Below are 12,585 nucleotides of genomic sequence, written 5' to 3'. Positions count from 1 at the left end.
AAGACGTCATCCTCACCTACCATTAAAGATAAGGGGTCTCGGGCCACCGAGCCTACCGGTGATACTCCCTGGCTGTCTGCGATGAACGGAAGCGGAAAACCATATGCGAGCACCGGGCAATAAATGGGCGTCCCTATATTCGAGCAAACTGCGATGACGTGTCCTAGCACCACCAGCGAAAGGTAGGTCAGTGCGGCTGCGACCAAACAAAATGCCACTATTGATTTGATGTGCGCAATCATTTTTTCTGTAAATTTCCCAAATGGCAGCATTTCCAACGCACCGTGTAGGGAATCGGAGCCGAAGGGCCGTTCATGGCCGAACTCGGCCGATTATTCCTTTATTATAAAGTTCTGGACAAGGTCAAAAATCGCACGGTCGCGAGTCACAACAAATAAGTTAGGCGCTCCATCTCCAAGAACGTGAAGTGGTGTCGTTTCTTTGATTTGCGTCCAAAATGACCTGGTAACGTCGCTCTCATCAAGCAACGAAAAGTCGTAGTGGTTGACGTAATTTTGCGTCGGCACGACATTCGGAGTTTCATCAAAAACGTACCATTCATCAAAACCGACTGCCGGTAGTTCTAGAGGCTCCTCAATCTCTTTGCTGATTGCTGTACTTCCGACAAGGCTCCAACCTGCGTTGACCTCGTCCAGAGATGGCCTGTATGGTCCGCTGTCGCACGAAGTGATCGCCACACGCTTGCCATACACTAGCTCGGGGGCGACTCGAATCAGGTCGGCTAGCGATTGACACGCGTCCTCTGACCATTGAATCGCCCAATACCCGTCTCGTTGTATCTGTTTCACGTCACTTCCTGCGCCTTGTATAGTTCAAACGTCCTATATATTTTTAACTTAAGGTCGGCTTTTGGCCGCGAGAAGACTAGAAGTCCATGTTTAGCGAGATGTCTCCACATATGCGCGTAGAAGTTCATCACTATGTGCAAGCACCGACGGAGCCACAGACATAGCCCATGAAATTTGCTTGGCGAGTTCGGAAATCGATTGCGCGGAAAAATATTGGTTCGTCTTTGCTATAGAACAGACTAGCCCATCTTCATCTGGTACAAGACTTAGCGCTGCCGAGACAAGTACCTTTAGTTCTTCATTTATCGTATCAATTTCACGCGATCGTAGCTTTTCGGCGAACGTGGACAGGTACGCGGCGATGTTCAGAGGAGAAAATACAAAAGCATCGATCCCGCAGCAATCGTGCACGCACATTACTTCGCAAGCTGAAAATAGATTCGCGAGATGCGATCCTGGTGTGATTTTGGGCAATGTCATTGCTTACCTATCGTGGAACGACGGCTTCTGGCCGTTATGTGACGGCTCAGTGCATCATCTGAGCGTAGAGTTCTGCTACTCGCTCGACAGTGATACCCGCTCTTTGTTCAAGTGCTAGCGGATGGTCAGTAGATTGCAACTCGATGTATGGTCGGATGCCATCGTCTCTTAGTTGAACGTTGGCCTTCAAACTAGCCGTGTCTGGGTATGGCTTTATCCAAGCGTTAAGCCAGCCAAAAAAAGGACCGATATGTGAACGTTTATCCGATTCATAGCACTTTACCCATTCGAGGTAACTGGCCTCGCTGAGTGACACCCAAACGCCCCAGCTGAACGCTTCAACTTCACCGATGACGGGAATTTCTAAACATCCCCGAACGAAGAAAAACTCATCGTCAATTACACAGTCGTCAGTCCCCAAATGGCACCGCTTCTCTCGGTCCTCGGCTGGCACTTCATAGTAGCTAAGAGGGGCGTGTGCGCCAAAACTCGGCATGCCTTCATGAACTTCATTGCAGGAAGTGCATTTAAAAGAGAACATTCTTATTCACTCATAAAACATTGAAAATTCGAGAATACATCGAACGTCGGCAAGTGGCCGCATTCCGCCGATTATACAAATCCGCCTTTAGCATCTGATGTTGGCGCAGCGACCTCGTCATTAAAGCTATGGAGAATTTTTTCCAATGCCGCCGCCTCCGCTTTTGCATCTTCAGGGTACAGAGCTCTCGATACATGCCTAGCTGCATCTGCCAGTATTGTCCCCCAGGCCAATTCCTCATCAATGCCCATACCGTCGCTGTACATGCCAATCTTTAACGAACAATGCAACTGCCTCTCTGCCACCCAAACACGTAGCATTTCGATGGATTCAATGTCTCTTTGTGCTGCGAGCGGGATTGGGCGTTCATTCATACAAATATCTTCATAAATTTTCGATGGCTGCTTTTGGCCGAACTCGGCCCACAGTCTTCCGAAGAGAATTTCCCTCACTAGCCAAGTCAGCGTCTAAGGCGCACATCGCTTTTCATCTGCTAATTCTGCGCTGGAAAACGCCAGTTGTCTTGCGCGCCACTTAGGTGCACGCCAAATTCCTATAGTTACCGCAACCAGAGTAATGGGAAGGAAGGAGCCGGCAATATACGCAAGATTTGTTGCATTTCGTGCCAGTCCAACGAATATGCCCATCGTGTAAAGAAATGCATAACTTCCCGCAAGCCAATGCCATGGGTTAAACATAGGACGTTTGGCGAAGTAATTAACTATCTTTGCCACGACGAACAATAGTGCGAGCCAAACTAGTAGAGCGAAGATTTGCATATTAGCTGTGATTGAATAATTAAACGATGTGATGCAATTTAGATCTATCGAGAACGTCCGGTGCTGGCCGGATTATGCCGATCCGAGACGGACATTTCTACTCGGTGCAAAAAGCTATTTTTTCAAAATCCTGTAGTAGATGTGCTCCGTTCACACGCTCACCGTTCTTGTAAGCACCAAGGGCATGATCCAGTGTCCGGCGTAACTCCTGCATTTTCTCGGCGGTGACATTAGTAGCCAAATACCTAAGGCCCAGGTGAAGCTCAGTGAACGCTGCTGCCAAATTCATTTGATCTTCTGGCCGTAAAAAATCAAACTGCCGGAATGTATCCGGTGCGCTAACGATCACGACAGACAGAAAATTCAAGTAATCCTGACGACTATTTATTTGGTTCATTTCATGCTCGTCTTCCTGGCCCACACAAAAAATTCAACGGCAGCTACTGGCCGCATGGAGCCCTCCAATTGCTCAACGACTAAGCAACTCATCAAACGCCTCCGGCAAGTCCATCAAGGTATGCACTTGTCCATATCGTGCCGAAGGTGCGGCAACATCAATCCCTCCGACACGGGTTTCCACGTCGTACTCGCCCAGCGCTTGGTCCAAGATAAGGTACGCAATGCCAGTGTAGCTGTCACGTTTTGATTCCATATAGCCTGGAATTAGTACAGTAATGGCTACCTTTGCCCCATCCCTTGCAACGGATACAGTAACTGACGCTGCCTGAACAGATATCCCTTGGTACTTGATATCAAACGGTTCTCTACGTGGCCGGAATTTTATGACTCTCCACTTCTTCAATTGGGGCGCGGCGGCATAAAGTTTCTCCACACTGGGAAACGCGTCTTTAATACCATCAGCACTAATGACAAACTCTCGGATGCCATCTTTCTTTGGACCAAATTCGAACGTCAGTGATGGATTAATTTTTTGCATTTGTGCTGCAAGCTTGCCGAACACAATTTCCTGATTATTTTCAAAGTCAAAAATCTCTCCCTCATTCTGCTGGAACCACGACCAAAAATCAGATTCGGGCGAAGCTGCTGCTGTGCAGCCGAGGAGAGATAGCATCAACAAAAAAATCGTCCGAAAAAATTTCATCAAAGCCTTAAAAATTTCAAATAGTCAGTGAGTCTGCTTGTGGCCGAACGCGGCCGACGGTGTTCAGAATAGCAGCTTGCTCGAGCGCAAAACTCACAAATTCTCACGCTAGCCGAGAACGGCCCAAAGCGGATGGTGGTGACTCAGCGCTTCATTGCTGTACCGGACAATTTAAAAGCGGCCAAGTCGGAGCTATCCTTGCTGCTTCGCCGCTGATTCATGAGCTTTACGAAAAGCGGCTAATTTCTCAAGCTGACGCGCCAACTCCTCCGGCGCAACCATACATTTAGGCGCTCCTTCAGGCCGATTTCCAACTAAATTTTCGTCAATCAACAAGGCGTCAAAGCCCGCCGCTCGCTTAATCTCCTCCGCCTCTTTATTGCACCAACGAACCAGCATCAAAAGGGACGGAAAGTATTCGTCCAGCACGAAAAAGTAATTACCTAAAATCTGAGGACGAGGGAAGCCGTCCTCCTGGTCCGATGCGCGAATCCCGTTGATTATGTTTGGGTCCAGCAAACCTTGAGCCAGCTGACTTACTGAACGATACGCCTCCGGATCCAATATTTCGCTATGCAGATGCAGAATTTTTTCCGCCAGATTTTTTAAATCGATGGTCTGCTCTGGAAAAAACTGCCACCAAGTCCTTCGCGGCGTCACGTTGGGCACAGAGTTCATGTCGAGGTGCTCTCGAATCTTGTCAATAGACTCCGGCTGAACGAGGTGGGCAATGCTTGTTGGAAGTTCGCCAGGAACAGACTCCATGTAGGCGTTAAACCAAAATCCAACGCTTCTAGCCACAAGAAGGCGTACATCCTTATGTACCACTATCCTCTTCGGCAACTGACGAGCCGTCTCACGGCGCTCATAAAGCAAATCCACAATTAACACGGTTAAAGCTGTGCCAACGAACCCGGTTCCCAAATTTGCCAAAATTCCTGAGTCTTTTTCACTAAGCCCGGGTTGGTAAACTCCATAAAGAGAAATCACCGAAAGAACTGCAAAGATACTAATGATGAGAATCCTAGTTTTCATTTTATTCGATTGTTGTTGAGGCTAATTTTTGTTAGCATTTCGGAGCTTTGGGGGCTGTTGTTCTGTTCTCCGAGACTCATTTTTCAACGTACCCATTTGTGATTTGGGGGCGTCGGCTGTTGGCCGCTATCGGCCAACCTGCTGACCGCCAATGATGTTAGCCCTGAGACCAATACTTTGAAGCCACGGCCAGCGGGAGCGATACGATGCCGCCTTTGCTTCGAAGAGTTCTAAATGCGGAGTCAGCGAATTCATTGTGAGAATACCATCGTAAAGCATTTGTAGCCCATTTGGAGCATAGATAGCGTCCGGCCTCGCCCCAACACAGGTGGCGGGGATGAGGAATCTGTCAATTCCATCACGAGCACTTTGAAGCGGTGGATATGGGTGGCCGAAGTATGACTCATACCATATATGTACTCGAGCTTGGTTGCTGACTTCAATGGGGACTAGCAAATCGGCCAACACGTCATTAACACGCTCTTGAACGCGACGCTCCCCTTCTTCACTCAAGTCACTGTCGTCGAAATAAAATAAATCGTAGTCCTTGATGTCAGCGTCGGAAGCGCGTCCATCTTTTAAATTCCACACGGTTTGAAATAGGCAGCCCGCTACTAACCAACCATCTGGAAGCGCTAAGGCATCCCAGCGGTCAAAAATCATGCGGTTGTTATAGTTGGTGAGTATGTCCGAGCAAAATTTCTCTTGCATAAATCTTTCAGGAAAATAGCCCTATCTAGGGCATGGATGTCCGGTCATGGCCGATACCGGACCAAGCGCTTTCCTATCCGCTCAGACTGCCCTCGCCAATCTGGGCAATTATTTAAACACGTAAGCGGCAACAGGTGCCAATGTTCAGGACTGACGTTCCCCTCTCTCCGGTTCGAGCTGTTTGCGGACACGATAGCTCGGTGCCAGCAGTTTGTATTGCAGGCGTTGCTTGAACTCGGCTTCGCGCTGCTGCCAGGTCGGCGCGCGGGCCTTCGGGGCCGGCAGCACGGTCGGCTCGCCGTTCATCTTCAACTCGGCGACCGGGGCGTCGCCGGCGTCGTCCTTGTTGTCGGTGTAGTGGATGCGGCCCTGGGCGTCAGCCCATTTGTAGATCTGGGCGTGGCCGCTGGCGCAGGCGCACAGCAAGGCGATGGTGAGCAGGGTCCGGGACATGATGGGTTGTTCTCATGGAGAATCGACCCGTCGATTGTATTAAAAATTTCTATCGAGAAATCTATTGAAATGTCACCACTATTGCAGCAGCACCACAGCGCCGCGCGCGATCGAGTGCACCACGGCCATCACGTCCCAGTTGGTGAGGCGGATGCAGCCGTGCGACTGGGTCTTGCCGATCTTGCCCGGTTCGGGCGTGCCGTGGATGCCGTAATGTTCCTTGCTCAGCTCTATCCACGCGACGCCGACCGGATTGTTGGGGCCGGCCGCGATGCGGGCCTTGGCGTCGCCGGCCCTGGCGTCCCAGAACAGCTTGGGGTTGTAGCGGTATTCGGGATTGGTGGCCACGCCGCGCACCTGCCAGCGGCCTTCGGGCAGCGGGTCGTGCTTGCTGCCGGTGCTGGCGGGGAATTGCGCGAACGGCATGCCGCCCGCGTCGAGCAGGGTCAGCGTGCCGTCGTGGGCGTCGATTAGGATCGAGCTGGCCTTCGGCAGCGGCTTGGCGGCGGCCACGTTGGGCACGGTCAGCTGGGTGCCGGCGCGCGCGAGCGATTTGCCGGGATTGAGGCGGCGCAGCAGGTCGGGGCTGCAATGAAAGCGCTCGCCCAGCGCTTCGGCCAGGCTGGCGTAGCCGAGCGCGGGCAGCTTGGCCTTGGCCATCATGCCGGCCGGGACCGGCGTGTACGGGCCGGCGACATCCTGCGCGGTGATGGTGTAGGTGTCGAGCACGGGCGCCTGGTCGCGCTCCAGTTCGGTCCAGGTGGCGGCATCGACCACGCCGGTCAGCGGCAGCTGGTGCAGCTTCTGGAAACCGATGATGGCCTTGCGCATATTGCTGCCGTAGGCACCGTCCATTTCGCCGGACGAGAAGTGCGCGCGGTCGAGCAGCACTTGTGCCCGCAGCACCTGGTCGCCCTTGGCGTGCGGGCCGACGGTGGCGGCGTGGGCGACGCCGGCAGTCGCCAGCGCTAATGCAAAAAACAAAACTCTCAAACCAGAACTCGACTGACGATGTGGGCGCTTATTTTAGCGTACCGCCCTCCGCCGGGGGTGCACTGTCGCGCGCTCACCCACGTCAGGATTCCAGTTGTTGTGCGACTTCCCAGCTGTGGCCGGCGGGGTCGATGAAGTTAGCGGTGCGCATGCCCCAGGGGCGGTTGACGGGGCCGGCCAGCAACGTCACGCCGCGCTGCCGCAGCTGCGCGCAGACCGCATCCACGTCCGGCACCCAGATGCTGAGCTGGAAGCGCGATCCGGCCTCGCGCGGCGCCACCACGCCCGGCGCGATGATCTCCGGCGCGCTGCCCGTGTGCAGCAGGTTGACGATCAGCGTGTCGAACTTGAGCGCGGCCGATACCGCGTCCTCATACACGACCGGCGCGCCGAACACGTCGATGTAGAACGCCTTGGCCGCCGCAACGTCTTCGACGAACAGGCTGATGGCGCTCACATGGTTCAAAGGATTTGTCATGGGTCTGTTTTCCGGTATCGTTGCACGAAGGTGCCGAGGTGGTTGCGATGTGCGTCCAGCCAGCTCCACAGCGCTTCGACCTGCGCGGGATGGGCGCGATAGTAATTGGCGTTGAAGGCCAGCCACAACCGCGTGTTGATCAGCGGCTGCGGCAGCTGCACCACCGCGCCGCGATAGCGCTTCAAGCTGGCGGCCAGGTGCTCGGGCTTGACCAGGTTGACCACCACCCCGTCCACCCGCCCGAGCTTGAGCTTCTCGATGTTGCGCTCCAGGTCGCGGGCGCCGTCGTCCACGGTCAGGCCGGATTCGCGCAGGCGGGCGTTGGAGCTGCTGCCCTGCGTCGCGCCCAGCACCTTGCCGCGAAAGTACTCGCCGGGATTGGTGCTGGCTGGCAGCTTGTCCCTGGCGCGCACCAGCACCACCAGCGTGTTGTGCAGCGCGCGGTTGCGGTCGACGTTGCCGTCCTTGTCGCGCGGCAGCGCGATCGACGGCGCGTAGCTGGGCTGCTCGCCCAGCGGCGTCATGTCGATGTCGCCGGCCTCCAGCGCCACGCGCAAACGCGCCACCGGCAGGCGCACCAGCGTGGGCGGACAGTTGAAGCCGGATTCCATGACGGCGCTGCGGATCAGGTCGACCGCCGCGCCGGGTGGCTCGGGCACCTGCTCACCCTCCCCGATCCAGTATGGCGGACGGTTCTGGTCCATATAACCAACCCGCAACGGCGTGCAGGGGCCTGCGCCGTGCGCTACGGGGGCAAGCGTGGCCAACATCAGCAATATGCCAGCACGGATCGCCATGGGTGATCAGTTTTCGGGAGGTTTAGGGGCAAGTGGCGGCGGCGCCGCGGCCTGGCCCTTGCCGACGATCTGGATGAAGATTTCGTTTTGCTTGATCATGCTGAGCTCGTAGCGAGCACGCTCCTCCACCGCGCCGGTGCCGTCCTTGAGGTCGCGCACTTCGGAGTCGAGCTTGGCGTTGCGGGCGATCAGTTCCGCGTTTTTCTTATGGGCGGTGTCGACCTGCGCCTCGAAGTCCTTCACGCGCAGCCATCCCCCCTTCCCCAGCCAGAGCGGGTACTGTATCAACAGCAGCAAGGCTGCCAGTGCGAGGGTGATCAGACGCATGGAATCGACAGCGGCCGGAACGGGTCCGGCCGCGCTTGCTAAATTACTTCAGATTATAGAACGCGTCGCGGCCTGGGTAGGAAGCGATGTCGCCCAGGTCTTCCTCGATGCGCAGCAGCTGGTTGTACTTGGCCATGCGGTCCGAACGCGACATCGAGCCGGTCTTGATCTGCAGGGCGTTCAGGCCAACGGCGATATCGGCGATGGTCGAATCCTCGGTCTCGCCCGAACGGTGCGAGATCACGGCGGTGTAGCCGGCGCGCTTGGCCATTTCGATGGCGGCGAAGGTTTCGGTCAGGGTGCCGATCTGGTTGATCTTGATCAGGATGGAGTTGGCGATGCCTTTCGAGATGCCTTCCTTCAGGATCTTGGTGTTGGTGACGTACAGGTCGTCGCCGACCAGCTGCACCTTCTTGCCCAGTTCCTTGGTCAGGATCGCCCAGCCGTCCCAGTCGCCTTCGTGCATCGCGTCCTCGATCGAGATGATCGGGTACTTGTCGCACCAGGTCGCCAGCAGGTTGGTGAACTCGGTGGCGGTCAGGCTCAGGCCCTCGCCTTCCAGCTCGTACTTGCCGTCCTTGTAGAACTCGGAAGCAGCGCAGTCCAGGCCGATGGCGACCTGGGTGCCTGGCTCGTAGCCGGCTTCTTCGATCGCCTGGATGATCAGCTTGATCGCTTCTTCATGGTTGGCCAGCGATGGCGCGAAACCGCCTTCGTCGCCCACGGCGGTGCTCAGGCCCTTCTTGTGCAGGATCTTCTTCAGCGTGTGGAACACTTCGGCGCCGTAGCGGACCGCTTCCTTGAACGACGGTGCGCCCACTGGAATGATCATGAATTCCTGGATGTCCAGGTTGTTGTCGGCGTGTGCGCCGCCGTTGATCACGTTCATCATCGGCACTGGCAGCTGCATCGCGCCCGAACCGCCGAAGTAGCGGTACAGCGGCAGGCCGGCTTCCTCGGCGGCGGCCTTGGCGACAGCCATCGACACGGCCAGCATGGCGTTGGCGCCCAGGCGGGCCTTGTTCTCGGTGCCGTCCAGGTCGATCAGGGTGCGGTCCAGGAAGGCTTGTTCATTGGCGTCCAGGCCCATGATGGCTTCCGAGATCTCGGTGTTGATGTTTTCGCAGGCTTGCAGCACGCCCTTGCCGAAGTAACGCTTCGGATCGCCGTCGCGCAGCTCGATCGCTTCGCGCGAACCGGTCGATGCACCCGACGGCACGGCGGCGCGGCCCATCACGCCGGATTCCAGCAGCACGTCGCATTCGACGGTAGGATTGCCGCGCGAGTCAATGATTTCACGTCCGATGATGTCAACAATAGCACTCATGTCATTCTCCAAAGTTAGGCGATGCGAAGTCGCTACGCGTTCTGATGCGCGTTGCGGACGAAATAACGGGGATTGTACCCGGCGCACGGGCGCCACTCATACGGAAACCCGTACGCCAGGTATGTTGCATTAGTTGAAGCTGCTTTCGAGGAAGCCGGCTTTCTTGGTGATGCGGTCCAGCTCGATCAGCGTGGACAGCAACTCCTTCATGCGACCCAGCGGCACGGCGTTCGGGCCGTCCGACAGGGCTTCTGCAGGGTTGGGATGGGTTTCCATGAAGACGCCGGCCACGCCCACGGCCACGGCCGCGCGCGACAGCACGGGCACCATCTCGCGCATGCCACCGGACGACGTGCCGTTACCGCCTGGCAGTTGCACCGAGTGGGTGGCATCGAACACCACCGGGCAGTTCGATTCGCGCATGATGGCCAGCGAACGCATGTCCGAGACCAGGTTGTTGTAGCCGAAGGAGGCGCCGCGCTCGCAGGCCATGAAGTTGTCTTCGTTCAGGCCCTTGGCGCGGGCGGCCAGGCGGGCTTTGTCGATGACGTTCTTCATGTCGTGCGGGGCGAGGAACTGGCCCTTCTTGATGTTGACCGGCAGGCCCGATTCCGCGCAGGCGACGATGAAGTCGGTCTGGCGGCACAGGAAGGCCGGGGTTTGCAGCACGTCGACCACCGCCGAGACTTCGGCGATTTCGTCGATCGAGTGCACGTCGGTCAGCACCGGCACGCCCAGCTCGCGCTTGACGTCGCCCAGGATCTCCAGGCCCTTGTCGCGGCCCGGACCGCGGTACGAGGTACCGGAGGAACGATTGGCCTTGTCGAACGAGGACTTGTAGATGAACGGGATGCCCAGCGCGGCCGTCATTTCCTTCAGCGCGCCGGCGGTGTCGAACGCCATCTGGCGCGATTCGATCACGCAGGTGCCGGCGATCAGGAAGAACGGCTGGTCGAGGCCAACGTCAAATCCGCAGAGTTTCATGCCGCATCTCCTTGCAGTGCATCGGTGACAGCGTGCAGGCGGGCGCCGCCGGCGGCCTTGTGGGCCAGTGCTGCCTTGATGTAGGACGTGAACAGCGGATGGCCGTCACGCGGGGTCGATTTGAATTCAGGGTGGTACTGCACGCCCATGTACCATGGGTGCGAATTCTCGCCGGTACGCGGCAGTTCCATGATTTCGCACAGGTCTTCGGTCGGGGTGCGCGCCGCGACCACCAGGCCGGCCGCTTCCACGCGCGGCAGGTAGTGGTTGTTGGCTTCGTAGCGGTGGCGGTGACGCTCGGTGACCACCGCGCCGTAGATTTCCGACGCCAGCGTGCCCGGCTTGATGGCGCAGGTCTGCGCGCCCAGACGCATGGTGCCGCCCAGGTCGGAATTCTCGTCGCGCTTCTCGACCTTGCCGTCCTGGCCTTGCCATTCGTCGATCAGGGCGACCACGGGCTGCGAGGTTTCCAGGTCGAACTCGGTGGAGTTGGCGGCGGTCAGGCCGGCCTTGTGGCGGGCGTATTCGATCAGCGCCACCTGCATGCCGAGGCAGATGCCCAGGTAAGGGATCTTGTTCTCACGGGCGAATTGCGCGGCCATGATCTTGCCTTCCACGCCGCGCTTGCCGAAGCCGCCCGGTACCAGGATGGCGTCGTACTTGCCCAGCGAGGCGCAACCGGTGGTCTCGATCTCTTCCGAGTCGATGTACTCGATGTTGACCTTGCATTCGTTGTGGATGCCGGCGTGGCGCAGCGCTTCGGTCAGCGACTTGTACGACTCGGTCAGTTCCACATACTTGCCGACCATGCCGATCGACACTTCGGTCTTCGGATGTTCCAGCGTGTAGATCAGGCGGCTCCAGACCGACAGGTCGGCCGGGGCCGGGTTCAGGTCCAGCGCTTCGCAGATGATCGCGTCCAGGCCCTGGTCGTGCAGCATCTGCGGCACTTTGTAGATGGTGTCGACGTCCCACACGGAAATGACGGCCTGCTCTTCGATGTTCGAGAACAGCGAGATCTTGGCGCGCTCGTCTTCCGGGATGGCGCGGTCGGCGCGGCACAGCAGCGCGTTTGGCGAGATGCCGATTTCGCGCAGCTTCTGCACCGAGTGCTGGGTCGGCTTGGTTTTCAGTTCACCGGCGGAGGCGATGAACGGCACCAGCGTCAGGTGGACGAAGGCGGTGTTCTTGCGTCCGGCGCGCAGGCTCAGCTGACGAGCCGCTTCCAGGAACGGCAGCGACTCGATGTCGCCCACGGTGCCGCCGATTTCGCACAGCGCCACGTCGTAGCCTTCGGCGCCACGGCGGATGTAGTCCTGGATTTCGTTGGTGATGTGCGGGATCACTTGCACCGTCTTGCCCAGGTACTCGCCGCGGCGTTCCTTGCGGATCACCGATTCGTAGATCTGGCCGGTGGTGAAGTTGTTCACCTTTTTCATCCGGGTGGAAATGAAGCGCTCGTAGTGGCCGAGGTCGAGGTCGGTTTCGGCCCCGTCGTCGGTGACGAAGACTTCACCGTGTTGCATAGGGCTCATCGTGCCAGGATCGACGTTGATGTACGGGTCGAGCTTGAGCATGGTGACTTTGAGGCCGCGCGATTCAAGGATCGCGGCGAGAGAGGCGGCGGCAATCCCTTTACCAAGGGAAGACACGACGCCGCCAGTGACGAAGACAAATTTGGTCATTGCAGATGGTGCCGAACGGCACGTGCGGGAAATTGAAATTATACCCTAAAAGATGCGATTCTTCACCTTCCTGCCCGGAAAAAT

Annotated in this window: 17 protein-coding genes; all 17 read right to left on the bottom strand. The window is 57.1% G+C overall.

Translation table 11 applies throughout. From position 1 onward, the window contains the following. Positions 1-332: 332 nt before the first annotated feature. Positions 333-809 carry a hypothetical protein gene (locus tag ACUJB0_RS05010; protein ID WP_444844269.1) on the bottom strand — a complete coding sequence of 159 codons (477 nt, stop codon included), beginning with the start codon at positions 807-809 and terminating at the stop codon, positions 333-335. A 90-nt stretch (positions 810-899) separates the two neighbouring features. Continuing rightward, entirely contained in the window at positions 900-1,289 is a 390-nt protein-coding gene (locus ACUJB0_RS05005) for a DUF6331 family protein (RefSeq protein ID WP_444844268.1), read from the bottom strand. A gap of 46 nt (positions 1,290-1,335) precedes the next feature. Then, positions 1,336-1,830: a DUF2199 domain-containing protein gene (locus ACUJB0_RS05000; RefSeq protein WP_444844267.1), complete on the bottom strand. Its 495-nt coding sequence runs from the start codon at positions 1,828-1,830 to the stop codon at positions 1,336-1,338. 71 nt (positions 1,831-1,901) lie between these two features. Further along, positions 1,902-2,204, bottom strand: coding sequence for a DUF5076 domain-containing protein (locus ACUJB0_RS04995; protein ID WP_444844266.1), 303 nt, complete (start codon positions 2,202-2,204; stop codon positions 1,902-1,904). A 93-nt stretch (positions 2,205-2,297) separates the two neighbouring features. After that, entirely contained in the window at positions 2,298-2,609 is a 312-nt protein-coding gene (locus ACUJB0_RS04990) for a hypothetical protein (RefSeq protein WP_444844265.1), read from the bottom strand. Between the two features lie 97 nt (positions 2,610-2,706). Beyond that, on the bottom strand, positions 2,707-3,006 hold the full coding sequence (locus ACUJB0_RS04985) for a hypothetical protein (RefSeq protein WP_444844264.1): 300 nt from the start codon (positions 3,004-3,006) through the stop codon (positions 2,707-2,709). Between the two features lie 72 nt (positions 3,007-3,078). After that, positions 3,079-3,711: a hypothetical protein gene (locus tag ACUJB0_RS04980; protein WP_444844263.1), complete on the bottom strand. Its 633-nt coding sequence runs from the start codon at positions 3,709-3,711 to the stop codon at positions 3,079-3,081. 192 nt (positions 3,712-3,903) lie between these two features. Next, positions 3,904-4,746 carry a hypothetical protein gene (locus ACUJB0_RS04975; protein WP_444844262.1) on the bottom strand — a complete coding sequence of 281 codons (843 nt, stop codon included), beginning with the start codon at positions 4,744-4,746 and terminating at the stop codon, positions 3,904-3,906. Between the two features lie 126 nt (positions 4,747-4,872). Beyond that, positions 4,873-5,457 carry a nucleotidyltransferase family protein gene (locus tag ACUJB0_RS04970; protein WP_444844261.1) on the bottom strand — a complete coding sequence of 195 codons (585 nt, stop codon included), beginning with the start codon at positions 5,455-5,457 and terminating at the stop codon, positions 4,873-4,875. Between the two features lie 144 nt (positions 5,458-5,601). Next, a complete protein-coding gene (locus tag ACUJB0_RS04965; protein WP_161083626.1) occupies positions 5,602-5,910 on the bottom strand; it encodes a DUF4124 domain-containing protein in 309 nt (102 codons plus the stop codon). Positions 5,911-5,988: 78 nt separating this feature from the next. Next, positions 5,989-6,903, bottom strand: coding sequence for a L,D-transpeptidase family protein (locus ACUJB0_RS04960; protein WP_444844260.1), 915 nt, complete (start codon positions 6,901-6,903; stop codon positions 5,989-5,991). Positions 6,904-6,985: 82 nt separating this feature from the next. After that, positions 6,986-7,381 carry a VOC family protein gene (locus ACUJB0_RS04955; protein WP_444844259.1) on the bottom strand — a complete coding sequence of 132 codons (396 nt, stop codon included), beginning with the start codon at positions 7,379-7,381 and terminating at the stop codon, positions 6,986-6,988. Continuing rightward, positions 7,378-8,178 carry a substrate-binding periplasmic protein gene (locus ACUJB0_RS04950; protein ID WP_444844258.1) on the bottom strand — a complete coding sequence of 267 codons (801 nt, stop codon included), beginning with the start codon at positions 8,176-8,178 and terminating at the stop codon, positions 7,378-7,380. The genes ACUJB0_RS04955 and ACUJB0_RS04950 overlap by 4 nt, the downstream gene beginning before the upstream one ends. Before the next feature lie 6 nt (positions 8,179-8,184). Then, the gene (ftsB, locus tag ACUJB0_RS04945; protein WP_444844257.1) at positions 8,185-8,505 is read right to left on the bottom strand and encodes a cell division protein FtsB; all 321 of its coding nucleotides are present in this window, start codon (positions 8,503-8,505) and stop codon (positions 8,185-8,187) included. Positions 8,506-8,548: 43 nt separating this feature from the next. Next, entirely contained in the window at positions 8,549-9,832 is a 1,284-nt protein-coding gene (eno, locus tag ACUJB0_RS04940; protein ID WP_161083622.1) for a phosphopyruvate hydratase, read from the bottom strand. Positions 9,833-9,961: 129 nt separating this feature from the next. Beyond that, complete coding sequence (kdsA, locus tag ACUJB0_RS04935) at positions 9,962-10,816, bottom strand: 3-deoxy-8-phosphooctulonate synthase (protein WP_161083621.1); 855 nt, start codon at positions 10,814-10,816, stop codon at positions 9,962-9,964. Further along, positions 10,813-12,501: a CTP synthase gene (gene pyrG / locus ACUJB0_RS04930; RefSeq protein ID WP_444844256.1), complete on the bottom strand. Its 1,689-nt coding sequence runs from the start codon at positions 12,499-12,501 to the stop codon at positions 10,813-10,815. Before pyrG ends, kdsA begins: the two co-directional genes overlap by 4 nt. Between the last annotated feature and the right edge of the window lie 84 nt (positions 12,502-12,585).

This window comes from Duganella caerulea, from assembly GCF_040362985.1.
Lineage (GTDB): Bacteria > Pseudomonadota > Gammaproteobacteria > Burkholderiales > Burkholderiaceae_D > Rugamonas > Rugamonas vulcania.
The sequence above is the reverse complement of the archived record's forward strand: the minus strand, read 5'-3'. Positions and strand labels throughout refer to the sequence as shown.

Bases quoted from the DNA above. Each gene is read 5' to 3' on its own strand.
- ACUJB0_RS05005 (WP_444844268.1), bottom strand. From the start codon at position 1,289: ATGACATTGCCCAAAATCACACCAGGATCGCATCTCGCGAATCTATTT.
- ACUJB0_RS05000 (WP_444844267.1), bottom strand. From the start codon at position 1,830: ATGTTCTCTTTTAAATGCACTTCCTGCAATGAAGTTCATGAAGGCATG.
- ACUJB0_RS04995 (WP_444844266.1), bottom strand. From the start codon at position 2,204: ATGAATGAACGCCCAATCCCGCTCGCAGCACAAAGAGACATTGAATCC.
- ACUJB0_RS04990 (WP_444844265.1), bottom strand. From the start codon at position 2,609: ATGCAAATCTTCGCTCTACTAGTTTGGCTCGCACTATTGTTCGTCGTG.
- ACUJB0_RS04985 (WP_444844264.1), bottom strand. From the start codon at position 3,006: ATGAACCAAATAAATAGTCGTCAGGATTACTTGAATTTTCTGTCTGTC.
- ACUJB0_RS04980 (WP_444844263.1), bottom strand. From the start codon at position 3,711: ATGAAATTTTTTCGGACGATTTTTTTGTTGATGCTATCTCTCCTCGGC.
- ACUJB0_RS04975 (WP_444844262.1), bottom strand. From the start codon at position 4,746: ATGAAAACTAGGATTCTCATCATTAGTATCTTTGCAGTTCTTTCGGTG.
- ACUJB0_RS04970 (WP_444844261.1), bottom strand. From the start codon at position 5,457: ATGCAAGAGAAATTTTGCTCGGACATACTCACCAACTATAACAACCGC.
- ACUJB0_RS04965 (WP_161083626.1), bottom strand. From the start codon at position 5,910: ATGTCCCGGACCCTGCTCACCATCGCCTTGCTGTGCGCCTGCGCCAGC.
- ACUJB0_RS04955 (WP_444844259.1), bottom strand. From the start codon at position 7,381: ATGACAAATCCTTTGAACCATGTGAGCGCCATCAGCCTGTTCGTCGAA.
- ACUJB0_RS04950 (WP_444844258.1), bottom strand. From the start codon at position 8,178: ATGGCGATCCGTGCTGGCATATTGCTGATGTTGGCCACGCTTGCCCCC.
- ftsB (WP_444844257.1), bottom strand. From the start codon at position 8,505: ATGCGTCTGATCACCCTCGCACTGGCAGCCTTGCTGCTGTTGATACAG.
- eno (WP_161083622.1), bottom strand. From the start codon at position 9,832: ATGAGTGCTATTGTTGACATCATCGGACGTGAAATCATTGACTCGCGC.
- kdsA (WP_161083621.1), bottom strand. From the start codon at position 10,816: ATGAAACTCTGCGGATTTGACGTTGGCCTCGACCAGCCGTTCTTCCTG.
- pyrG (WP_444844256.1), bottom strand. From the start codon at position 12,501: ATGACCAAATTTGTCTTCGTCACTGGCGGCGTCGTGTCTTCCCTTGGT.